This is a genomic window from Kaustia mangrovi, from assembly GCF_015482775.1.
GTDB lineage: Bacteria > Pseudomonadota > Alphaproteobacteria > Rhizobiales > Im1 > Kaustia > Kaustia mangrovi.
Window position 1 is genome coordinate 3,035,453 of record NZ_CP058214.1, and the last position, 20,862, is coordinate 3,056,314.

19 protein-coding genes are annotated in these 20,862 nt (G+C 69.9%); 9 read left to right on the top strand and 10 right to left on the bottom strand.

The window, feature by feature from the left end:
- Positions 1 to 85 precede the first annotated feature (85 nt).
- A complete protein-coding gene (locus HW532_RS14085) occupies positions 86 to 1,675 on the bottom strand; it encodes an APC family permease (protein ID WP_246479089.1) in 1,590 nt (529 codons plus the stop codon).
- Between the two features lie 211 nt (positions 1,676 to 1,886).
- Between HW532_RS14085 and HW532_RS14090 the strand changes: the two genes are divergently transcribed.
- The 4 genes from HW532_RS14090 (at position 1,887) to HW532_RS14105 (ending at position 6,978) form a co-directional block, all read left to right on the top strand.
- Complete coding sequence (locus HW532_RS14090; protein WP_213161073.1) at positions 1,887 to 2,993, top strand: pyridoxal phosphate-dependent aminotransferase; 1,107 nt, start codon at positions 1,887 to 1,889, stop codon at positions 2,991 to 2,993.
- A gap of 182 nt (positions 2,994 to 3,175) precedes the next feature.
- A complete protein-coding gene (locus HW532_RS14095) occupies positions 3,176 to 4,771 on the top strand; it encodes an AMP-binding protein (protein ID WP_213161074.1) in 1,596 nt (531 codons plus the stop codon).
- Positions 4,771 to 5,937: an acyl-CoA dehydrogenase family protein gene (locus tag HW532_RS14100; RefSeq protein ID WP_213161075.1), complete on the top strand. Its 1,167-nt coding sequence runs from the start codon at positions 4,771 to 4,773 to the stop codon at positions 5,935 to 5,937. The genes HW532_RS14095 and HW532_RS14100 overlap by 1 nt, the downstream gene beginning before the upstream one ends.
- Before the next feature lie 15 nt (positions 5,938 to 5,952).
- Positions 5,953 to 6,978: a cyclase family protein gene (locus tag HW532_RS14105; protein WP_213161076.1), complete on the top strand. Its 1,026-nt coding sequence runs from the start codon at positions 5,953 to 5,955 to the stop codon at positions 6,976 to 6,978.
- A gap of 162 nt (positions 6,979 to 7,140) precedes the next feature.
- Here HW532_RS14105 and HW532_RS14110 read toward each other — a convergent pair whose 3' ends face one another.
- The 3 genes from HW532_RS14110 to HW532_RS14120 all read right to left on the bottom strand — a co-directional run bounded on the left by HW532_RS14110 (position 7,141) and on the right by HW532_RS14120 (position 9,505).
- A complete protein-coding gene (locus tag HW532_RS14110) occupies positions 7,141 to 7,311 on the bottom strand; it encodes a hypothetical protein (protein ID WP_213161077.1) in 171 nt (56 codons plus the stop codon).
- Between the two features lie 340 nt (positions 7,312 to 7,651).
- Positions 7,652 to 8,050: a hypothetical protein gene (locus HW532_RS14115; RefSeq protein ID WP_213161078.1), complete on the bottom strand. Its 399-nt coding sequence runs from the start codon at positions 8,048 to 8,050 to the stop codon at positions 7,652 to 7,654.
- Between the two features lie 135 nt (positions 8,051 to 8,185).
- A complete protein-coding gene (locus HW532_RS14120) occupies positions 8,186 to 9,505 on the bottom strand; it encodes an NAD(P)H-dependent oxidoreductase (RefSeq protein WP_246479091.1) in 1,320 nt (439 codons plus the stop codon).
- Between the two features lie 193 nt (positions 9,506 to 9,698).
- Between HW532_RS14120 and HW532_RS14125 the strand changes: the two genes are divergently transcribed.
- The gene (locus tag HW532_RS14125; protein WP_213161079.1) at positions 9,699 to 9,932 is read left to right on the top strand and encodes a YjiS-like domain-containing protein; all 234 of its coding nucleotides are present in this window, start codon (positions 9,699 to 9,701) and stop codon (positions 9,930 to 9,932) included.
- A gap of 150 nt (positions 9,933 to 10,082) precedes the next feature.
- Here the strand turns inward: HW532_RS14125 and HW532_RS14130 are convergent, their stop codons facing one another.
- A complete protein-coding gene (locus HW532_RS14130) occupies positions 10,083 to 10,811 on the bottom strand; it encodes an ArsR/SmtB family transcription factor (RefSeq protein WP_213161080.1) in 729 nt (242 codons plus the stop codon).
- 313 nt (positions 10,812 to 11,124) lie between these two features.
- On the bottom strand, positions 11,125 to 12,315 hold the full coding sequence (locus HW532_RS14135; protein WP_213161081.1) for an FAD-dependent monooxygenase: 1,191 nt from the start codon (positions 12,313 to 12,315) through the stop codon (positions 11,125 to 11,127).
- Positions 12,316 to 12,421: 106 nt separating this feature from the next.
- On the opposite strand from HW532_RS14135, the gene HW532_RS14140 reads away from it, so the two are divergent.
- Together HW532_RS14140 and HW532_RS14145 are read left to right on the top strand one after the other, a co-directional pair.
- Positions 12,422 to 13,624: a pyridoxal phosphate-dependent aminotransferase gene (locus tag HW532_RS14140; RefSeq protein WP_213161082.1), complete on the top strand. Its 1,203-nt coding sequence runs from the start codon at positions 12,422 to 12,424 to the stop codon at positions 13,622 to 13,624.
- A 61-nt stretch (positions 13,625 to 13,685) separates the two neighbouring features.
- Complete coding sequence (locus HW532_RS14145; RefSeq protein WP_246479093.1) at positions 13,686 to 14,573, top strand: helix-turn-helix transcriptional regulator; 888 nt, start codon at positions 13,686 to 13,688, stop codon at positions 14,571 to 14,573.
- A gap of 6 nt (positions 14,574 to 14,579) precedes the next feature.
- On the opposite strand, the gene HW532_RS14150 is transcribed toward HW532_RS14145, so the two are convergent.
- The 4 genes from HW532_RS14150 to HW532_RS14165 form a co-directional block, all read right to left on the bottom strand.
- Positions 14,580 to 15,413 carry a molybdate ABC transporter substrate-binding protein gene (locus HW532_RS14150; RefSeq protein WP_213161083.1) on the bottom strand — a complete coding sequence of 278 codons (834 nt, stop codon included), beginning with the start codon at positions 15,411 to 15,413 and terminating at the stop codon, positions 14,580 to 14,582.
- A 94-nt stretch (positions 15,414 to 15,507) separates the two neighbouring features.
- Positions 15,508 to 16,353, bottom strand: a complete 846-nt coding sequence (locus HW532_RS14155) for an ABC transporter substrate-binding protein (protein WP_213161084.1) — start codon at positions 16,351 to 16,353, stop codon at positions 15,508 to 15,510.
- A 38-nt stretch (positions 16,354 to 16,391) separates the two neighbouring features.
- Positions 16,392 to 17,171 carry an ATP-binding cassette domain-containing protein gene (locus HW532_RS14160; protein ID WP_213161085.1) on the bottom strand — a complete coding sequence of 260 codons (780 nt, stop codon included), beginning with the start codon at positions 17,169 to 17,171 and terminating at the stop codon, positions 16,392 to 16,394.
- The gene (locus HW532_RS14165; RefSeq protein ID WP_213161086.1) at positions 17,164 to 17,871 is read right to left on the bottom strand and encodes an ABC transporter permease; all 708 of its coding nucleotides are present in this window, start codon (positions 17,869 to 17,871) and stop codon (positions 17,164 to 17,166) included. Before HW532_RS14165 ends, HW532_RS14160 begins: the two co-directional genes overlap by 8 nt.
- Before the next feature lie 222 nt (positions 17,872 to 18,093).
- Between HW532_RS14165 and HW532_RS14170 the strand changes: the two genes are divergently transcribed.
- Complete coding sequence (locus tag HW532_RS14170) at positions 18,094 to 18,579, top strand: DUF992 domain-containing protein (RefSeq protein WP_213161087.1); 486 nt, start codon at positions 18,094 to 18,096, stop codon at positions 18,577 to 18,579.
- 178 nt (positions 18,580 to 18,757) lie between these two features.
- Positions 18,758 to 20,809, top strand: coding sequence for an elongation factor G (locus HW532_RS14175; RefSeq protein ID WP_213161088.1), 2,052 nt, complete (start codon positions 18,758 to 18,760; stop codon positions 20,807 to 20,809).
- Positions 20,810 to 20,862 lie beyond the last annotated feature (53 nt).

Genomic DNA, 20,862 nt, shown 5'->3' on the forward strand with positions numbered 1-20,862 from the left:
CAAGGCAGGTCGCTACGGCCTCATGGCTGCGTCCCCAGGGGCCGGGTCAACGGGTATTGCCGCGACGTGTCTCCGGATCTGCCCTTCACCGGTCCAGCTCCGCGGCAATGCCGTCCGGGTCGGCCATGTAGCGGTCGAACCGGGCTTGAGGCAGGCGGCACCGGAAGGCATGGGCGAAGACGGCGAGCGCGAAGACGGCGATCGCCGCCATGTCCCAGCCGAAGGGCAGGAGGCCCGTGCCGCCGAACGTGCCGAGAGAGGAGATTGCGCCGACCCCGACCAGATAGGGGATGAGCCAGACGGCCTGTCGGTAGTCGAGCGTGCCGCGACCGCGTGTGCGCGCGCGGACCAGGAACAGGACGAGGCCGGCGAGAAGGCACAGGCCGAGCCGCCACAGCGTGTCCCATCCGCTCCAGTAGATGACGAGGGTCGCCACCACGAAGGCGGGCGCGGCGATCCATGTCACCGCAGGCAGGCGCAGCGGGCGGGGCCGGTCCGGCAGGAGGCGGCGAAGCGCCACGACCGCGATCGGTCCGACGATGAAGGACAGGACGATCGCGGAGCCGTTGAGCTTGACGATCTCCGCGAAGGGGACCGTCACGAAGACCGCCGAGGCGAAGACGAAGTTGAGCAGGAGCGCGGCGAGCGGCACGCCGCGCCCGGACAGCTGCGTGAAGAGCTTCGGGAAGAATCCGTTCTCCGCGAGCGCATAGGCGAGGCGCGCATTGGAACCCGTGGCCACCAGCCCGCCGCCGAACGGGCTGATGACGGCGCCGACATTGAGCAGGCTCACCAGCCACAGGAATCCGAGCGAGGTGGCGATCGCCTCGAGCGGTCCCAGATCGGCGGAGATCATGAGCCCGCTCCAGCCCTTCGCCAGCATGTCGTGCGACAGGGCGCCGGTGAAGGCGATCTGCATGCCACCATAGACGAGCAGGCAGATCAGCACCGACAGGACCAGTGCGACCGGAACGGTCACGCCCGGACGGTGCACCTCGCCGGCCATGTCGATGACATGGCGGAAGCCGATATAGGAGAAGATCACGCCGCCGGTCGACACGGCTGCGAGGATGCCGTGCAGCCCGTTCGGGGAGAAGCCGCCCGCCGCGGTGAAGTTCGCCGTATCGAAGCGCGCCCAGACGAGGGTCGCCATGACGACGAGCGGAATGGCGATCTTCGCCCATGTGAGCGTCGAGTTGACATAGGAGAAGAAACGCACGCCGGCGGCGTTGATGACGGTGAAGAGCGCGATCAGGCCGCAGGCGGCCGCGAGACCCGCCCCGGTGAGCGTGCTGCGGTCGGGGCCGGTATGCAGCCAGTCGATATAGGGGGCCACATAGCGCAGCATCGCCTCCACCTCGATCGGCGCGGTGGTGTTGTAGCCGATCCAGGCGCTCCACCCCATGGCCATGGCGACCACATTGCCATGGCTGAACTGGGGCACGCGGGCAATGCCGCCGGCAACGGGCAGCATGGCGGTGATCTCGGCGAAGGTGAGCGCGATCATGAGCATGGCGACGCCGCCAATGGCCCAGGAGATGATGGCCGCCGGCCCCGCATGCTCGCTCGCCAGAAGCGGCGCGAACAGCCAGCCTGAGCCGATCACACCGCTCACCGCCACGAATGTCAGGCCGATCAGCCCGACATCGCGCCGCATCGTTCCCCTGCCCGCCATTTCTGCTCCCTTCACGCGCGATTCGCGGCGTTTTTCCCGAGTGGCCGGCTCAGGGTGGGAAACTGGGGGGTGGGTGTCAATCGACGGTTCGAGGGGCCGGGCGGTTCGGCAGGTCGCCTCGTGCGACGACCGGCATGCGCGAGGGGCGACCCGGTTGACCCGGCCTGTGAATTGGTGATCAATCGTCGCCGTTCGCCGCCAGAGGAAGACCATGACGACACCACGCCTGACCGCCCTTGTGGACACCCTGCCCTCCACCGTGCCCTTTGTCGGGCCGGAGACGCAGGAGCGCGCGCGGGGCAAGCCCTTCCGCGCCCGCATCGGCGCCAACGAGAATGTCTTCGGCCCGTCGCCCGCCGCCATCGAGGCGATGGGCGAGGCGGCGGCCGGGGTCTGGAAATATTGCGATCCGGAGAATTTCGACCTGAAGCAGGCGCTCGCCCGCCATCACGGCGTCGCGCCGGAGAATGTCGCGGTGGGCGAGGGGATCGACGGCCTGCTCGGCTACACGGTCAGGCTCGTCACCGAGCCGGGCGTGGCCATCGTCACGTCGAAGGGCGCCTATCCCACCTTCAACTTCCATGTGGCCGGGTTCGGCGGCCGGCTCGCGACGGTGCCCTATCGCGACGACCGCGAGGACCCGGACGCGCTCGCCGATCTCGCCCGGCGCGAGGAGGCCCGCCTCCTCTATTTCGCCAATCCGGACAATCCGATGGGCACATGGTGGCCGCGCGAGACCGTCTCCGATCTCATCGACGCGGTGCCCGACGGCACGCTCCTGTGCCTCGACGAGGCCTATTGCGAGTTCGCGCCCGACGGCGCGCTGGCGCCCATCGATGTGGACAATCCGAAGGTTCTGCGCTTCCGCACCTTCTCCAAGGCCTATGGCATGGCGGGCGCGCGCATCGGCTATGCCATCGGCGAGGCCTCGGTCGTCGCGAATTTCGACAAGATCCGCAACCATTTCGGCGTGAACCGCATCGCCCAGGCCGGGGCGCTCGCCGCGCTCGCCGACCGGGGCTGGCTCGCCCATGTGATCGCGGAGGTCGCCGCCGCGCGCAGGCGCATCGCGGCCATTGCGGAGGCGAACGGGCTGGACGCCCTGCCGTCGGCGGCGAATTTCGTCGCCATCGATTGCGGCCGCGACGGCGATTTCGCCCGCCGCGTCCTCGCCGAGCTCGTCGCGCGCGACATCTTCGTGCGCATGCCGGGCGTCGCGCCGCTCGACCGCTGCATCCGGATCAGCGCCGGCACCCCGGCCGATCTCGATCTCCTGGAGGAGACGCTCCCCGCCGCGCTCGCCGCGGCGTCGGGCTAGGAGATGGGGGACCATATCCCGACGGCGCCGGCCCGCTCCCCCACCCGGCCACCCATGAGATCATAATTCCGTGGGTGGCCGGGTGGGGGAGCGGGCCGGGGCAGGATCGAAAAAGCAAGAAGACACCGGGGCGCTCGCCCTGCAAGGTGCGTGAACCGGACAGGGCAGACGGGGAGGAGAGGATGCCTCACGGGGAGGAAACGGCGCTCGGCGCCTTGGTCGATGCCGCCGACGGGCACGCCGCCGCGCTCGTCCATGACGGCCGGACAATCACCTATGGCGAGATATCCGAGGCGAGCCGGCGCGTGGCGGGCGGGCTCGCCCGCCTCGGCATCGCGCGCGGCGACCGGGTGGCGATCTGGCTGCCCAACACGCCCGACTGGCTGGTGGCCTTCCTCGCGCTGGCCCGCCTCGGCGCCGTCGCGGTGTCCGTCAATACGCGCTTCCGCAGCGCCGAGGTGGAGGACATTGTCGGGCGGTCCGGCTGCCGCGCGCTCATCCTGTGGCCGGGCTTCAGGAATATCGATTTCGCAGGCATCCTCGCCGGCGTCGCGCCCGCCGCGCTCGCCTTGCTCGACCATGTGGTGACCGTCGGGGACGCGCCGCGCGCACCCCTCGTTGCGGGCGCGCAGACCACCGCCTTCGCCGACCTCCTGAAGGCTGAGCCGCTCGAGGCCGACGAGGGCGGCCCGGACCATCCCTGCCTGATCTTCACCACGTCGGGCACGACCTCGAAACCGAAATTCGTCCTCCACCGCCAGGGCGCGCTCGCAGCCCATGCCCGCCATGCCGCGACGGGGCTCGGCTATCGCGAGGCGGGCACGGTGCTTCTCCAGCTCCTGCCCTTCTGCGGCACCTTCGGCCTCACCCAGGCGCTTGCGGGGTTCGCGGCGGGCCGGCCTGCCGTGCTGCAGACCGTGTTCGACGCGCAAGAAGCGGTGCGGCTGATCGCGGCCCACGGCGTCACCCAGTTCAATGCGAGCGACGAGATGATCGCCCGGCTCGTCGCGGCGGCGGAGGATGCGCGCGCCTTCCAGACGGTGCGCTTCTGCGGCTTTGCCCGGTTCTCCGGCGAGCCCGGCATCGTGGAGGCGGCGGATGCGAAGGGGCTCGCCATGGTCGGCCTGTTCGGCATGAGCGAGACCCATGCCCTGTTCGCCGTCCAGCCGCGCGACGATCCCGAACGCCGAACGCTCGCCGGCGGCGTGCCCGTGGTGCCGGGCGCACGCGTGCGCGCCGTCGATCCGGAGACGGGCGAAACGCTCGCCGACGGGGAGACGGGCATGCTGGAAATCCTCTCGCCAACGCGCATGGTCGGCTATTTCGGGAACGCGGAGGCGACGCGCGAGGCGATCGCGGCGGACGGCTATTTCCGCACCGGCGATCTCGGCTATACGACGGGCGATGGCGGTTTCGTCTTCGTCGGGCGCGGCGGCGACGCGCTGAGGCTCGGGGGCTTCCTGGTCTCGCCCGCCGAGATCGAGGCGCATCTGGAGACCCACCCGGCCGTGAAGGCCTGCGCCGTCGTGGCGGGCTCCGGCGCGCTCGCCGGCAAGGCGGTCGCCTTCGTGGAAACGGCGCAGGCGCCGGCGGACGAGGAGGCGCTGCGCGCGTTCTGCGCCAAGCGCCTCGCCCGCTTCAAGGTGCCCGCCCGCCTGTTCGCCGTCGACGAATTGCCGCGCGTCCACAGCGCCAATGGTGCGAAGATTCTGCGCAACGTGCTGCGCGACTGGGCTGCGGAGCGGACACGGACAACGCCTGAGGAGGACCGCCCCTGATGTTCGACGAGATGCTGCACTGGCCGTTTTTCGACGAGCGCCACCGCGCGCTCCGGGCGCTCGGGGACTGGGCGGACAGCGCGCTCGACGACCTTGTCGCGCAGGAGCATGCGGGCGGCGATGTCTATGCGCTCACGCCGCAATTCGTCGCGCGGCTCGGTGAGGCGGGGTGGCTGAGGCTGGCGGCGTCGCTCGACGGGCGGCTCGATGCGCGCAGCATCTGTCTCGCCCGCGACATGCTGGCAAGGCGCTCCGGCCTCGGCGAATTCGCCTTCGCCATGCAGGGGCTCGGCAGCGCGGCGATCACGCTGTTCGGCACGCCCGACCAGCGCGAGCGCTATCTCCGGGGCGTCATGGACGGCACGCGCATCGCCGCCTTCGCCCTGTCGGAGGAGGGCGCGGGCTCCAATCCGGGCGAGATGGAGATGGCCGCGCGGCGCGACGGCGACGCCTATGTGCTCAACGGCGAGAAGACCTGGATCTCCAACGCCGATCTCGCCCACCAGTACGTCGTCTTCGCGCGCACCGGCGAGGCGGACGGGGCGCGCGGCCTCTCCGCCTTCGTGGTGGAGGCGGATGCGCCCGGCCTCTCCGTCATCGAGCGCATTCCCGTCATCGCGCCGCATCCGCTGGGAACCCTGCGCTTCGACGAGTGCCGCGTCCCGGCCTCGGCCATGATCGGCGCGCCGGGCGACGGCTTCAGGATCGCCATGAGCGTGCTGGACGTCTTCCGGTCCAGCGTCGGCGCCTCCGCCGTGGGCCTTGCCCGCCGCGCGCTGGACGAAGCGCTGAAGCGGGCCGCCGCCCGCAGGATCGGCGGGCGCGCGCTGGCCGACTACCAGATGACGCAGGACAAGATCGCCGACATGGCGACCGCCATCGAGGCCTCCGCCCTCCTCGTCTACCGCGCCGCCTGGGTGAAGGACACGACGGGCGCGCGCACCTCGCGCGAGGCGGCGATGGCGAAGCTCTTCGCCACCGAGCAGGCCCAGGGCGTGATCGACCGCGCCGTCCAGCTCTTCGGCGGGCTCGGCGTGACGGTCGGCATGCCGGTGGAAAGCCTCTATCGCGAGATCCGGGCGTTGCGCATCTATGAGGGCACGACCGAGGTCCAGAAGCTCATCATCGCCAGCGGCCTTCTCGCGGCCGCATCGCACGGAAACTGAAAAGGGGGAAGGCCCATGAGGTGGACCAACAGGCCGGAGGGCTCCAACTGGGGCGAGTTCGGCGCCGACGACCAGATCGGCCGGCTCAATCTCCTCACGCCGCAAAAGGTGCTCGACGGCATTGCGGAGGTGCGCGACGGACGCTCCTTCTGCCTCAGCCTGCCGCTCGACTATCCGGGCGGCAACGTGCTCAACAGGCTGCGCAGGCCGCCGCGCCATTTCGCCGCCGAGCGGGGCGAGCAGGCCAATTTCAACTATCCGCTGGGAAAGGACGTGCCCGGCGCGACCGACCTCGTCAGCGACGACGCGGTCCTACTCTATACCCAGTATTCGACCCAGTGGGACGCGCTCGCCCATGTCGGCTCGCATTTCGACGCCGATGGCGACGGCGTCGCGGAGGGCGTCTACTACAATGGCTACCGCGCGGGCGAGCATGTGGAGGGCGCGGCGCTCCATCACGGCCACGATGCGGTGGAGGGCGTGCGCGCGCATGCGCTCGGCATCGAGAACATGGCCCGGACCGGCGTCCAGGGCCGCGCCGTCATGGTGGATCTGGAGAGGCATCTCGGCCGGGGCCGCACGCTCGTCGGCCGCGACACGCTGCTCGACATCATGGCCGCGGACGGCGTGACGGTCGAGCCCGGCGACATGCTGGTGCTTTATACGGGCTTTGCCGGAGAGGTGCTGGCGATGGGCGGCGAGCCCGACGCGGAGCGGCTGCACGAGGCCTGCGCCGCGCTCGACGGGCGCGACGAGGGGCTCCATGACTGGATCCGCTCATCCGGCATCAGCGTGATCGCGGCGGACAATTACGCCGTGGAGCACTATCCCGCCCGCACCGGCGAGGTCCCCTGCGCCGGCCTGCCGCTCCACGAGCTCTGCCTGTTCAAGCTCGGCATCCATCTGGGCGAGCTGTGGTATCTGGACGAGCTGGCCGCCAGTCTGCGCGAGGCCGGCCGCTCGCGCTTCCTGCTCACCGCGCCGCCGCTCAGGCTGCCCGGCTCCGTCGGCTCGCCGGTCACCCCCGTGGCGACAATATAGGGCAAGCGTCCGCTGCCGGCAGGGCGCGCGAAGGCTGCCCCATGAGTCCTAGCGTTTAGAACGGCACCGGCCCTCTCCCCCACCCGGCCACCCACGGGATCGTGACGTCATGGGTGGCCGGGTGGGGGAGAGGGCCGGCGCCGGTTCGATCGGACGGGCCCCCTACCAGCCGCGCAGGATGTTGCCGAGCGCGAGGAGCACATAGCCGCCGACGGCGAACCAGAAGGCGTGGCCCGCGACCAGCGGGATATGCGTATAGAGGCTCGCCACGGCCAGCGCCGTCAGGACGAGCGAGATCAGGAAGACGGGAAAGGTCGGTGCGGAGAGCTTCATGGGCGCAACGGGGCTCCTTGGCGACAGGGACGGGCGGATGATTCGGCCCGAGGCCGATTGTGCCAAAGGTTCCGGCAAGGTCCAGCCCGTTCGCCAATAGTGGAGCACCCTCCAGGGAGGGGGGTCCATTTATGCAGCGCGGTGATGCAGGTTTGTGACTGGTCTCCGTCGTCATGGCTCTTCATAGTTGTAATCGACCGGGGGCGCCCTCTCTCCTTTCCCATTCTGAAAGAGAGGGGGCGCCGATTTCCCCGGAACCCAATTCGTCTTTGCGCCCGATAGAGTAGCTTCCACCGAGCGCAGATGGGGTCCTTCGGGACCCCTTTTTTTGTCCGGGCCGCTATTCGCCGAGATGGCGCTCGGGCCTGTCCCCGGAAGCATCGTCCTCCTTGCGCCGGCCGGTGCCGGACTGGCGCCAGAAGACGCCGGTGAGCGCGGCGGCCACCCCGAACAGCGACAGCAGCATGGCGAAGGCGACGCGCGGATCGTCGCGCACCGCGAGCGCCTGGGCGCGCGCCTGCGACTGGCTGAGCATCTTGCGCGCCGCATCCGCCCTGTCCGTCTCGGCGGGCTGCGCGGCGGCCGCGGCATGGCTGCCGGCGACGGTGGCAGGGGACGTGTCCGCGGCAGCGGCGGGAAGCGCCGCCGCGGAGAGCCAGGCGCCGGCGAGAAGCAGAATGAGCGCGCGCCTGAGGCGCCGGGCGGGTGATCCTGTGTGTCCTCTTGCCGATCGTGTCATGGCAGCTCGTCCCGTGGCTGGAGATGGTTCCGTCGAACGCTTCCATGAAACAGGACAATCGAGGCCACAAATGAGTGGGATTGTGGGAACGGTCTGGACTCTTTGGGGCCAGATTTTGACAGCGTAAACAGTAAGTTAAGAAAACCTCTGGACCATGGCCCGGCGAGTGTCCCACGCCTGGCCCGACGGGCTCTCGGCAAGGTCGCCCGCGGTGACGGTCCCGCCGGCGGGAATATCGCGGCCGAGCCGGACACCGTGGGCGAGGCCGATAGGCAGCGCATCGAGCCCGCGCGAGCGTTCCGACGGCACGAGCTTGCCCCAGACGGTGAAGCCGCCCTCCCCGTCGAGTGTCTCGCCTGCTGAGAGGTCGCGCTTGGCGACGGCCACCACGTCGCCCGTCCAGTCGCGCGTGGCCCCCGTCGCCGCGCCGTCGACCGCCGCGCGCACGACGGAGATGCCGAGCTCCAGCCCGATCAGGTGATACGGCCTGTAGAGCGCGGCGTAGCGCCCGGTCGGGTCGGTCTTCAGGCCATATTGCCGGAAGCAGGCGGCGGCATAGTCGTTCGGCGCCTCGAAGACGACATAGACGCCCCAGCGCAGGGCGCGCTCGACCTCGCGCCCGTCGCGCTCGAGCGAGGAGACGACCTCCACCATGCCCTTGCCCGCCAGCACGCCGCCTGCCTCGCGGGGCCTGAGCACGGTCTGGAGATCCTCGGCGCCGCAGGGCGGGAAGCCGAGCCCGTTCCCGGGGCAGGCGAGCCCGCAGGCATTGGCGATGGCCGCCATCTCGATGGACGACTTCGTGCCGTCGAGGAAGGAGTTGAACATTTGCGGGTTCATGCCGGCGCGCGCGGCCTGCTGAGCCGTCAGCCCGTAATGGTCCCACACCGTGTCGGGGGTGGAGGCATGGAAGGCCGGCAGGTACTTCGTGCCCTTGCCGGCGGCGACGACCTCGAAGCCCGTGAGCCTGGCCCAGTCGACGAGCTCGGCGACGAGCGCCGGCTGGTCGCCATAGGCCATGGAATAGACGACGCCGGCCTCCGCCGCCTCCGCGGCGAGCAGCGGCCCGGCCAGCACGTCGGCCTCCACATTCACCATGACGATATGGCGCCCCGCGGCGATGGCCGCGCGCGCATGGGCGATGCCGGCGGCGGGATGCCCGGTCGCCTCGATCACCACCTCCACATCGTCGCGCGCGGCAAGCGCGGCGCCGTCCTCCAGGAACGCCGTCGCGGCGATGCGCTCCTCCTCCCAGCCCACCGCGCGGCAGGCCCCGCGCGCCCGCTCCACGTCGAGATCGGCGATGGCGACGAGCCCGATATGGGGCGAGGACGGCACCTGCGACAGGAACATGGAGCCGAACTTGCCGGCCCCCACCAGCCCCACGCGGACCGGGCCGTCGCGGTCGAGGCGGGCCTGGAGGGACGGCGGAAAGGGCATGGAACGGGCGGTCATCGGGCATCCTCCGGTGTTCTCTGCGTGTGGCTATCGGAGCACCGGGCGGACCGTAAGACAACCATGGAAGCGATCCACGGTGAACGCGGCCCGCCTTGCGCCTAAGACTGGATTGGACAGCAAGGGACGGAGTGCGCGGACCCCGGCGATCCGGGAGGATGCAGCTCCTTTCCGAAACCCGATGGAGCGCAGGATGACGGTGACAGCGACACAGACCCGCAAGCGGCATGGCAGGGTGGCGGCATGGTATGGGCGTCTCGTCGCCGCCATTGTCGGGTACCGGCGCAGGCGGCGGACGCTCATCATGCTGGAGGCCTGCGACGAGCGCGTGCTGCGCGATATCGGCATCCGCCTCGACTGGCGCCGGCCCGGCCGCCGGGCCGCGGCGGACGAAAACTGGCTGCGCCATCTGGACACGATGAGGTGAGCGCGGGAGGGCCGGGACCGAGCGGCGTTCAGGGTGCTGCGGGCTCAATCGGGTTCATATCCCGTTCGTCATGCCCGGGACAAGCCCGGGCATGACGAGAGAAGGAGGGCTTCGGTCTGGACGCCCGATGCCGGACATGTCGGGAAGCGTCTAGCCCGCCTCGCGCCGTGCCGCGCTTTCGCCCGCGAGCGCGTCCGTGTCGATCTCGAAGACGGTCTTGAACAGCTGCTGCCCCTTCGCCGTGACCGCGAGGGCGCGCGTCCCGTCGCCGCGGCGGAGCCAGTTCTCCGCGAGGAAATGGCCGAGCAGCCCCTTGCCGAGGCTGCCGGCGAAATGGAAGCGCCGCTCGGTCCAGTCGAGGCAGTGCCGGATCATCGGCCGGCCCGGGCGGGCCAGCCCGTCGGGGTCGAGCCCGATGTCGCGGGCGAGATGGAGGCCGCGCGGCGTCAGCGCGAAGTCCCGCCCATGGGAGAGGACGGCGCCCATATCGCTCATCCGCTCGGCGAGCGCCACGCCGAGCGCGCCGGCGAGATGGTCGTAGCAGGACCGCGCGAAGGCGATCTCGCAGCCCGCGCGCATTGGCTGGCGTTTCAGATGCTCGCGCGGGGCGATGGTCATCATGGTCTCTATCGCCGCGGCGACATCCTCCCCGGCGAGGCGGTAATAGCGGTGCCGCCCCTGGGGATGGCACAGGATGAGGCCGGCATCGGAGAGCCTCTGGAGATGGAAGCTCGCCGTCTGGGGCGAGATGCCCGCGCGATAGGCGAGCTCCTTGGCCGTATAGGCGCGCCCGTCCATGAGCGCGGCGACGATCAGCATGCGCGACCGGTCGGCAAGCGCCGAGGCCGGGATATCGAGATGGGGGTCGAGGCTCGTCATGGGGCCGCTCCGCTGCCAGGGGCAAGGTGTGCATTATCCCACGACGGCCCCCGGACGGGGAAGCGGCCACCGCCCGCAGACGCTTCGATGGATGTTTGAGCATCGCGGGGCGCCGATGTGTGCCGTGGACTCACACCCCCTCACCCGGCGCGCTTCGCACGCCACCCTCTCCCGCAAGGGGAGAGGGGCCGCAAGCCGTGCCGCCTCATTTTCCCTCTCCCCTCGCGGGAGAGGGAGGGGCCCATTGCGTAAGCGATGGGAGGGTGAGGGGGTAACGACACAAACAGCCCTTCCCCGTGACCGGGGCGGCCCCTCAGGGCCAGCGATAGAGCCAGGTCATGCGGTCGAGGCCGCGCGCGCCGCCCATGCGCCGGACCACGAGGTCGCGGGCGATGCGGAGCGGGCCGGAGAGGTGGTAGGCGCGCCCGTGCCGCCGGCTTTCGCTGCGCAGCTTGGCGGTGCGCGCATGCCGGGCCGCCTCGTAGGCGGCGAAGGCGTCCGGCAGGTCCGCGCCGGCTTCGCCTGCCGCCTCGCCGAGCACGACCGCGTCCTCGAGCGCCATCGCCGCGCCCTGCGCCAGATAGGGCAGCACGGCATGGGCGGCGTCGCCGATGAGCGTGACGCGACCCCGGCTCCAGCGCTCCGCCGGCGCGCGGTCGGCCCCGGCCCATTTGAGCCAGCGGCGCGGCGCCTCGAGCACGGCGCGAAGGTCGGCATGCGCCCAGCGGAAGGCCTCCAGGAGGGCGCGCGGCGATCCCGGCGCGCTCCAGCCGCTCTCGTGCCAGTTGCCGTCGAAGGCGGCGACGATATTGAGCTTCCTGCCGGCGCTCACCGGATAGTGCACCACATGGCCGCCGGGGCCGAGCCAGAGCGTGACGACCGTGCCGGACGCGGCCTCCGGCGCGTCCTTCATGGGGGCGAGCGCGCGGTAGAGAATGTGGCCGGAGAAATCCGGCCCGCCATCGTCCAGGAGCTGCCGGCGCACCGCGGAGCGTATGCCGTCGGCCCCGACAAGCGCCCGGCCGGCTGCCGTCGACCCGTCGGCGAATGAGGCCGTCACGCCCGCCGCGTCCTCGTCGAACCGGTCGAGCGCGGTGCCCGTCGACAGCGCGATTTCCGGCACCGCGCGGCAAGTCTCGACCAGGCCGTGCAGGAGATCGGCGCGATGGACGACACGGTAGGGCGCGCCGAACCGGGCCTCGAATTCGGGACCGAGCGGGATGCGCGCAAGGATTTGGCCATTGCGTCCGTCGCGGATGAGGATCGCCTCCGGCGCGACGGTCGCCGGCAGCACCCGGTCGAGCGCGCCCAGCCGGTCGAGCGCGCGCACCGCATTGGGGCCGAGCTGAAGGCCCGCCCCGACCTCCTCGAAGGCGGGTGCCGCCTCGAAGACATGGACGGGGCGGTCGCGGCGGGCGAGCGCGAGCGCTGCGGCGAGGCCGGCAATGCCGCCGCCGGCGACGAGGACGGGCGTGTCGGAGGATCCCTTGGGCGCGGTGGTCATGGCGGCCACTGTCCCGCTTCGAGCGCCAAAGTCAATTGCGATTGTCCGGTCTCCGCGCTAGTTTGCGCCCCGCCTGGCCGCATTGTCATGGGAAGGACGAGACATCATGGGGTTCATTGCCGACTCGCTTAGCCGTATCAAGCCATCGCCGACCATTGCCGTGACCCAGAAGGCGCGCGAGCTGAAGGCCGCCGGCCGCGACGTCATCGGGCTTGGGGCGGGCGAGCCCGATTTCGACACGCCGGACAACGTCAAGGACGCCGCCATCGACGCGATCCGCCGCGGCGAGACGAAATACACCGCCGTCGACGGAATTCCCGAGCTGAAAGAGGCGATCGTCGCCAAGTTCAAGCGCGATAACGGCCTCGACTACACGCCCTCCCAGATCTCGGTGGGCACCGGCGGCAAGCAGGTCATCTACAATGCGCTGATGGCGACGCTGAACCCTGGCGACGAGGTGGTGGTCCCGACCCCCTACTGGGTCAGCTATCCCGACATGGCGCTGCTCGCCGGCGGCACGCCGGTCTTCGCGGAGGCGCGGCTGGAGGACAATTTCAAGCTGAAGCCGGAGGCACTGGAAAAGGCGATCACGCCGAAGACCAAGTGGCTCATCTTCAACTCGCCCTCCAATCCGAGCGGCGCGGCCTATACCCGCGACGAGCTCAAAAGCCTGACCGATGTGCTCATGCGCCACGAGCATGTCTGGGTCATGACCGACGACATGTACGAGCACCTGGTCTATGACGACTTCACCTTCGTGACCCCGGCGCAGGTCGAGCCGCGGCTCATGGAGCGCACGCTCACCATCAACGGCGTGTCGAAGGCCTATTGCATGACCGGCTGGCGGATCGGCTTCGCCGGCGGGCCCGAGCCCCTGATCGCGGCCATGCGCAAGATCCAGTCGCAGTCGACCTCCAACCCATCGAGCGTCAGCCAGTGGGCGGCGGTCGAGGCGCTCAACGGGCCGCAGGGCTTCATCGCCGAGCACAACAAGGTGTTCAAGGAGCGCCGCGACCTCGTCGTCTCCATGCTGAACCAGGCGAACGGGCTCACCTGCCCGACGCCGGAGGGCGCCTTCTATGTCTATCCCTCCTGCGAGGGAACCATCGGCAAGACGGCGCCGTCGGGGGCGAAGATCGCAACGGACGAGGATTTCGCCCGCGAGCTCCTGGAAGCCGAGGGCGTGGCCGTGGTGCACGGGGCGGCCTTCGGGCTGTCGCCCTTCTTCCGCATCTCCTACGCCACGGCGACGGAGGCGCTGGAGGAGGCCTGCACCCGTATCCAGCGCTTCTGCGGCAGCCTGAAATAGGGGCTTGAGAGCGGCGGCGGCCGTCCGCGTCCCCTTCTGGCGAGGACAAGGGAGGAAAGGCGTGACCGGGCCGGAGCTCATGACGACGAGGGAGGTGGCCGAGCTGCTCCGCATCAAGGAGCGCAAGGTCTACGACCTGGCCTCCTCCTCCGCCATCCCTTGCGTGCGGGTGACGGGCAAGCTGTTGTTCCCGCGCGCGCTCATCGATGCCTGGCTGATCCAGCACAGCGAATATTCCGGCGGCGTGGACGCCCTGCGCGAGCGCCCGCCGGTCTGCGCGGGCAGCCACGACCCGCTGCTCGACTGGGCGCTGCGCGAGGCGGGGTCGGGCATCGCGGTCAATTTCGGCGGCAGTCTCGACGGCCTGCGCCGGCTCGCCCGCGGCGAGGCCATCGCGGCGGGCATCCACATCCGCGAGGACGGCGAGGACGCCTGGAACACGCGCCATCTCACCCGCATGATGCCCGGCCAGCCGGTGGTCGCCGTGGAATGGGCGCGCCGCAGCCAGGGGCTGATCGTGGCGCCGGGCAATCCGCTGGGCATCAGGACGCTCGCCGACCTCCGGGGCCACCGCTTCGCCGGCCGCCAGCAGGAGGCGGGCGCCGCGCTGCTGTTCAAGCGGCTCATCGCCGAGGCGGGTCTCGACCCCGCGACCGTCGCCCCCATCGAGACGCCGGCGCTCACCGAGATCGAGGTCGCCGCCGCCGTGGCGGAGGGCAAGGCGGATGCTGGTTTCGCCATCGCCGCGGCGGCCCGGCCCTTCCGGCTGGATTTCGTGCCTCTCGTGGAGGAGCGCTACGACCTCGCCATCTGGCGGTCCGCCTATTTCGAGCCGCCCTTGCAGGCGCTCATGACATTCGCGCGCTCCGCCCGCTTCGCGGAACGTGCCGCCGAGCTCGGCGGCTACGACGTCTCGGGGCTCGGGACGGTGCGCTATAACGGCCCGTGAGCCGGCTCAGCCGCCCTTGGACATCGCATCGGCGGGGATCGCGCCGACGGAGAAGCCGAAGCCGTCCAGGATGCGCTGGCCTTCGGGCGAGAGGATGAACAGGGCGAGGCGGGAAGCGCCCGGCGGCGCGCCGTCGAGCACGATCAGCCCGTATTCCGCGCCGACCGCCAGCGCCTCCGCGATATCGACGATCCCGAGCGCCGGCACCTCGGCCTTGGCGAGGCGGGCATTGGTGCAATAGGTGAGGAAGACATCCGCCTTGCCCTCCTCCATGACCCAGCCATAGGTGTTGCGGCCCTCCGGCGCGGCCGCGCTGTTGCGCCCTCCGGTGAGTTTCAGCGCCTTTGCCTTCAGCACGTCCGCGGCGCCGGGGACGAGGGCTTCGGCCTTGTCGAACAGCGCCCAGGCATAGTCGCCGGAGGGGTCGGCCTTCGGCGTGGAGGTGCCGAGCCGGATCTCGGGATCGAGGAGCGTGTCGAGCAGCGTGTCCGTCGTGGTCTCCACCTCCGGCTGGACGATGGCGCACAGCCTGTTGCGGGCGAACAGCGCTACCGGCCCGCCGCGACCCGCCGCCCTGAGCGCCAGGGGATGCTTCATGCTGGCCGAGGCGAACAGGCCGGCCGCCTCGCCGCCCTCGATGCGCTCGCGCATCAGGCCGGACGGCCCGAAGCGCGCCTCGACGGGCGTGCCGTACTCATCCGCGAAGGCCTCCGCGACGGCGCCGAGCGCCGCCTTGAGGCTGCCGGCGGCGAACAGCACGACGGTGTCGTCCGACGCCTGCGCCGGGGCGTTTGCCAGTCCTGCCAAGACGATCAGTGCTCCCAGTATCCGACCGGTCATCGCCTGCCCTCCCGTGTCGTTCCGACCGGCGGAGAAAAATGGGGCGACCGAAATGGCGGTCGGCCGCCCCGGCCCGGTCGGGGGCAAAGGAAACTCAGCTACCTTCCTTCTTGGCGTTGGGATAGAAGAGCTGCTGGCCGTCCACCGTGTAGGCGGCGATCTCCTTCTGGCCTTCCGGCCCGATCAGCCAGTCGATGAAGGTCTTGCCGAGCTTTGTCTTGACGTTCGGGCACTTCTCCGGATTGACCGGGATCACGCCGTACTGGTTGAAGAGATTGGGGTCGCCCTCGACAAGGATCTCCAGGTCCGCCTTGTTCTTGAAGGCGATCCAGGTCGCCCGGTCGCTCATCGTATAGGCGTTCATGCCGGCGGCCGTGTTGAGCGTGGCGCCCATGCCGGAGCCGGTCTCGCGATACCAGGAGCCGCTGGCCGCCTTGGGGTCGACATCGCTCTCCGTCCAGAGCGCCAGCTCCTTCTTGTTGGTTCCCGAATCGTCGCCGCGCGAGGCGAAGGGCGCCTTGGCCCCGGCGATCGTCGAGAGGGCCTTCGGCGCGTCCTTCATGCCCTTGATGCCTGCCGGATCGTCCTTCGGCCCGACGATCACGAAGTCGTTGTACATCACGTCGTCGCGCCCGGTGCCATAGCCCTCCTCGACGAATTTCATCTCCGCCGGCTTGGCGTGGACGAGCAGCACGTCGCCATCGCAATTGCGCGCATTCTTCAACGCCTGGCCCGTGCCGACGGCCACCACGCGCACCTCGATGCCTGAGGCGTCGGCGAATTTCGGCAGGATCGCGTCGAACAGGCCCGAATTCTGCGTCGATGTGGTGGACTGGACGATGATGAACGGCTTGTCCTCGGCGCGTGCCGGTCCGCCGGCGAGCGTGCCGGCGGCAAGCGCCGCGGCGACGATGCCTGTCAGCCAGAATTTGCGGATCATGGGGGTCCCTCCCTTCGATATGGGCTCTTGCATGGCGGTTAGACGAGAAGCTCTCCGGCGAGATAGGCGCGCGCCTCGCGCGAGGCCGGCGCGGCGAAGACGCGGTCGGCGGGGCCTTCCTCCACGATCCGGCCGGAATGCATGACCACGACCTCGTCGGCCAGCCGGCGCGCCTGGGCCCGGTCGTGGGTGATGAGCACGATCTTCGTGCCGGCCTCGTGGGCGGCGGACACCATGGTCTCCACGATCTCGGTGGAGGCCGGGTCGAGATTGACCGTCGGCTCGTCGAGGAACAGCACGCGGGGCTCGAGCGCCAGCGCGCGCGCCACCGCCAGTCTCTGCTGCTCGCCGCCGGAGAGCACGCGCCCCGGCGTGTGGGCGCGGGCCTCCAGCCGCGCGGCGGCGAGCACCTCGCCCATGCGTGTCTTGAGCGCGGCGCCTGAAATGCCGCGCGTGCGCAGCGCGTGGCGGATATTGGCCGCGACCGAGCGGCGCAGGATGATCGGGCGCTGGAACACCATGGCCTGCGCCAGGCGGATCTGCCGGTCGGCCGGTCGCCCGGCCCAGGCGACCTCGCCGGCGCTCGGCGCGATCAGCCCGTGCAGGAGGCGCAGCAGCAGGCTCTTGCCGGCCCCGTTCGGGCCCATGATGACGGTCAGCGGGCCGCAGTCGAGCGCGAGGTCGACATGGTCGATCAGCCGGTGGCCGTCGATATCGAGCACGAGCCCGCGCGCCTCGACGGGAAAGAGCGCAGGCTTGCGCGTGTCGAGGGCGGCGGGTGCGACGGGGCGGTCCAGGGCGAGGGCTGGCTCAGACATAGGCGAGCCTCCCCGCCGTGCCGCGCAGGGCCATCAGGGCCGCGTTGATGGCGATGGCGATGGCGATCAGGATGATGCCGAGCGCCAGCGCGAGCGCCAGGTCGCCCTTGGAGGTCTCCAGCGCGATGGCCGTCGTCATCACCCGGGTCACGTGGTTGATGTTGCCGCCGACGATGATGACGGCGCCGACCTCCGCGATCGCCCGGCCGACGCCCGCCAGCGCGGCGGTGATCAGGCTGTAGCGCGCATCCCACAGAAGCGTGGAGACGAGCCCCGCCCAGCCGATGCCCAGCGAGCGCAGGTGCTCGTCATATTCGCGCGCGAGATCCTCCACCACCTGCCGGGTGAGCGCGGTCACGATGGGCGCGACGAGTATAGTCTGCGCGATGATCATGGCCGCCGGCGTGTAGAGAAGCTGGAGCACGCCGAGCGGGCCGGAGTTGGAGATCGCGAGATAGACGCCGAGCCCGACCACGACCGGAGGCAGGCTCATCAGCGCGTTGACAAGCGTGACGACGCCCATGCGGCCGGGAAAGCGCGACACGGCGAGCGCCGCGCCCAGCGGCAGGCCGATCGCGCAAGCAATCGCGACGGCGGTCAGGCTGACCCGGAGAGACAGAAGAACGATCTCCCACAGGTCCGGATCGCCGGAGACGAGCAGCGCGAACGCCAACCCGAAAGCTGCGGGAATATCGTGCATTGTCCCTGGCGCCTCCCGTCATGCCCCGCGGCACACGGCGATGATCTTCTGTATTGTTTCTGGAATCAATCGATCTCAGTAATTCTTGCAGGATAACGTAACATTATGCATGAACGGTTGAGCCGAAGCGTCAAAGACCGTCTATGCGCTCATGCCATCCGATGCCATCATCGGCGCTGATTCTGGCACGGCGCCAGGGACAATTTGGAGGTACGGATTCTCATGAAGACGATCGCGACAGTCGGATTTGCAGCACTCGTCGCCGCCGGCGCGATGGCCATCGGCAGCGGGCAGGCCGCCGCGGAGGATGTGAAGATCGGGACGCTGACCTGCATGGTCGATGGCGGGTTCGGTTTTCTCGTGGGCTCCAGCAAGAAGATGACCTGCACCTTCAAGAAGGCGGGCTCGGATATGAGCGAGACCTATCACGGCAAGGTCAAGAAGTTCGGCGTCGATATCGGCGTGACGCAGGAGACGACCATCGTCTGGGCCGTCTTCGCGCCATCGCGCGGTGTGGGGGCGGGCAGCCTCGCGGGAACCTATGCGGGCGTGAGCGCGGAAGCGACGGCCGGTGTCGGTGTCGGCGCCAATGTGATGGTGGGCGGCAACAACAAGACCATCCAGCTCCAGCCGGTCAGCGTGCAGGCCCAGACGGGGCTGGACATCGCCGCCGGCATCGCGACCATGACGCTCAAATACAAGGAGTGACCGCGGGATCTCCGGATCCGGCGCGAGGGCCCGGCCTTCGGCGTCCATGACGGCCTCTTGCATCCATGCGGGAAGAGTCCGACCATGAGCTGGAGGCAAGATCCGCAATCGGGGCCATCCGGCAGGATGGCGGGGAGCAGGCGGACGGCCCGGACGCGCCAATGAAGGAGGATCCGCCATGGCCCAAACGACCGGTAGACCGGCCGCGGGCCCGCGGTGCATCGCACTCGTGGGCCCTTATCTCTGCGGCAAGACCACCCTGCTCGATGCCATTCTCTACCGCACCGGCGCCATTGGCCGGCAGGGTCGCGTGGCGGACGGGTCGACCGTCGGGGACGCCTCCCCGGAGGCGCGCAGCCACGGCATGAGCGTGGAGGTCAATGCGGCCTCCACCGACTTCCTCGGCGACAGCTACACCTTTCTCGACTGCCCCGGATCGATCGAGTTCGCGCAGGAACAGGCCGCCGTGCTCGCGGGCTGCGACGCGGCGGTGGTCGTGTGCGAGCCGGACGACAAGAAGGTGCCGGCGATCCAGCTCATCCTGAAGCAGCTCGACGCGCTCGGCGTGCCGCGCCTGGTGTTCATCAACAAGGTGGACAAGGCCTCGGGCCGCATCCGCGACGTGCTCGAATATCTCCAGCCGGCGAGCGACGCGCCGCTCGTGCTGCGCCAGATCCCGATCTGGGAGAGCGGCATCGTGACGGGGTTCGTCGATCTCGCGCTGGAACGGGCCTTCCTCTATCGCGAGCACGCCCCCAGCGAGGTGATCGAGCTGCCGGGCGACCTGTCGGAGCGCAAGGAGGAGGCCCGCTTCTCCATGCTGGAGAAGCTCGCCGATTATGACGACGCGCTGATGGAGCAGCTCCTGGAGGATATCGAGCCGCCGCGCGACGCGGTGTTCGACGATCTCTCCGCCGAACTCGCGGAGGGGCAGATCACGCCGGTGCTCCTGGGCTCTGCGGAGAACGGCAACGGCATTGTCCGCCTCATGAAGGCCCTGCGCCATGAGGTCTGCGGCGTCGAGGGCGCAGCGGAGCGGCTGGGGCTCGATGGCGGCGCGGGCGGCGGCAGCGTCGCGCAGGTGCTGAAGACGATCCACACGCCCCACAGCGGCAAGCTCTCCCTGGTGCGCGTCCTCAAGGGCGAGATCGCCGACGGTGCCACGCTCTATGGCCGCGCCGGCAAGGACGGGCGTGTCGGTGGGCTCTTCACCCTCATGGGGCAGGAGACGAGGAAGCGCGACAAGGCGCTCGCCGGGGACACGGTCGCCCTCGGGCGCCTGGAGGACGTGGCGACGGGCGATACGCTCACGGACACGAAGGGCGCCGCCCCCCAGCTCCACCCCGTCGTGCCGATGGCGCCGGTCTACGGCCTCGCCCTAGACGTGAACGACCGCAAGGACGAGGTGAAGCTCACCACGGCGCTCGCCCGCATCGTGGAGGAGGATCCCTCGCTCGTCGTGGAGCAGAACACCGATACCCAGGAGCTCGTGCTCTGGGGGCAGGGCGAGATGCATCTGCGCGTCGCGCTGGAGCGGCTCGCGGAGAAATACGGCGTCAGCGCGCAGAGCCATCCGCGCCGGATCGCCTACAAGGAGACCATCCGCAAATCCGTGACCGAGCGCGGCCGCCACAAGAAGCAGACCGGCGGCCACGGCCAGTTCGGCGACGTGGTGCTGGAGATCCGCCCGCTGCCGCGCGGCGAGGGCTTCGCCTTCTCCGACACGATCTCCGGCGGCGTCGTGCCCAAGCAGTATATCCCCGCGGTCGAGGCCGGTGTGCGCGAATACATGCAGCGGGGGCCGCTGGGCTTCCCCGTGGTCGATATCGCGGTCACCCTGACGGACGGCTCCTACCACACCGTCGATTCCTCCGAGCAGGCCTTCAAGGCGGCCGCCCGGCTCGCCATGTCGGAGGGCATGGCGAAGTGCTCGCCGGTTCTGCTGGAGCCCGTCGTGGCGGTCGAGATCCACGTGCCGCAGGAGGCGACCTCCAAGGTCAACCAGATCGTCTCCGGCCGGCGTGGCCAGATCCTGGGCTTCGATGCCCGCGAGGGCTGGTCCGGCTGGGACACGGTGCGCGCCAACATGTCGGAAGGCGAGATCCAGAACCTGATCGTGGAGATCCGCTCGGCGACCGCCGGGGTGGGCACCTTCACCTTCGCCCACGACCACATGGCCGAGCTCACCGGCAAGATGGCCGAGGAGGTGCTGGCCGCCAAGGCGGCGTGAGGCCGGCATGGTTCCCGAGCTGCATGAGCGCCCGGTCGCGCAGGCGTGATTTG

Coding starts and splice junctions, on each gene's coding strand:
- HW532_RS14155 (WP_213161084.1), bottom strand. CDS start 16,353: ATGATCCGCAAATTCTGGCTGACAGGCATCGTCGCCGCGGCGCTTGCC.
- HW532_RS14100 (WP_213161075.1), top strand. CDS start 4,771: ATGTTCGACGAGATGCTGCACTGGCCGTTTTTCGACGAGCGCCACCGC.
- HW532_RS14090 (WP_213161073.1), top strand. CDS start 1,887: ATGACGACACCACGCCTGACCGCCCTTGTGGACACCCTGCCCTCCACC.
- HW532_RS14135 (WP_213161081.1), bottom strand. CDS start 12,315: ATGACCACCGCGCCCAAGGGATCCTCCGACACGCCCGTCCTCGTCGCC.
- HW532_RS14160 (WP_213161085.1), bottom strand. CDS start 17,171: ATGTCTGAGCCAGCCCTCGCCCTGGACCGCCCCGTCGCACCCGCCGCC.
- HW532_RS14150 (WP_213161083.1), bottom strand. CDS start 15,413: ATGACCGGTCGGATACTGGGAGCACTGATCGTCTTGGCAGGACTGGCA.
- HW532_RS14175 (WP_213161088.1), top strand. CDS start 18,758: ATGGCCCAAACGACCGGTAGACCGGCCGCGGGCCCGCGGTGCATCGCA.
- HW532_RS14110 (WP_213161077.1), bottom strand. CDS start 7,311: ATGAAGCTCTCCGCACCGACCTTTCCCGTCTTCCTGATCTCGCTCGTC.
- HW532_RS14130 (WP_213161080.1), bottom strand. CDS start 10,811: ATGACGAGCCTCGACCCCCATCTCGATATCCCGGCCTCGGCGCTTGCC.
- HW532_RS14095 (WP_213161074.1), top strand. CDS start 3,176: ATGCCTCACGGGGAGGAAACGGCGCTCGGCGCCTTGGTCGATGCCGCC.
- HW532_RS14085 (WP_246479089.1), bottom strand. CDS start 1,675: ATGGCGGGCAGGGGAACGATGCGGCGCGATGTCGGGCTGATCGGCCTG.
- HW532_RS14170 (WP_213161087.1), top strand. CDS start 18,094: ATGAAGACGATCGCGACAGTCGGATTTGCAGCACTCGTCGCCGCCGGC.
- HW532_RS14120 (WP_246479091.1), bottom strand. CDS start 9,505: ATGACCGCCCGTTCCATGCCCTTTCCGCCGTCCCTCCAGGCCCGCCTC.
- HW532_RS14105 (WP_213161076.1), top strand. CDS start 5,953: ATGAGGTGGACCAACAGGCCGGAGGGCTCCAACTGGGGCGAGTTCGGC.
- HW532_RS14115 (WP_213161078.1), bottom strand. CDS start 8,050: ATGACACGATCGGCAAGAGGACACACAGGATCACCCGCCCGGCGCCTC.
- HW532_RS14165 (WP_213161086.1), bottom strand. CDS start 17,871: ATGCACGATATTCCCGCAGCTTTCGGGTTGGCGTTCGCGCTGCTCGTC.
- HW532_RS14140 (WP_213161082.1), top strand. CDS start 12,422: ATGGGGTTCATTGCCGACTCGCTTAGCCGTATCAAGCCATCGCCGACC.
- HW532_RS14125 (WP_213161079.1), top strand. CDS start 9,699: ATGACGGTGACAGCGACACAGACCCGCAAGCGGCATGGCAGGGTGGCG.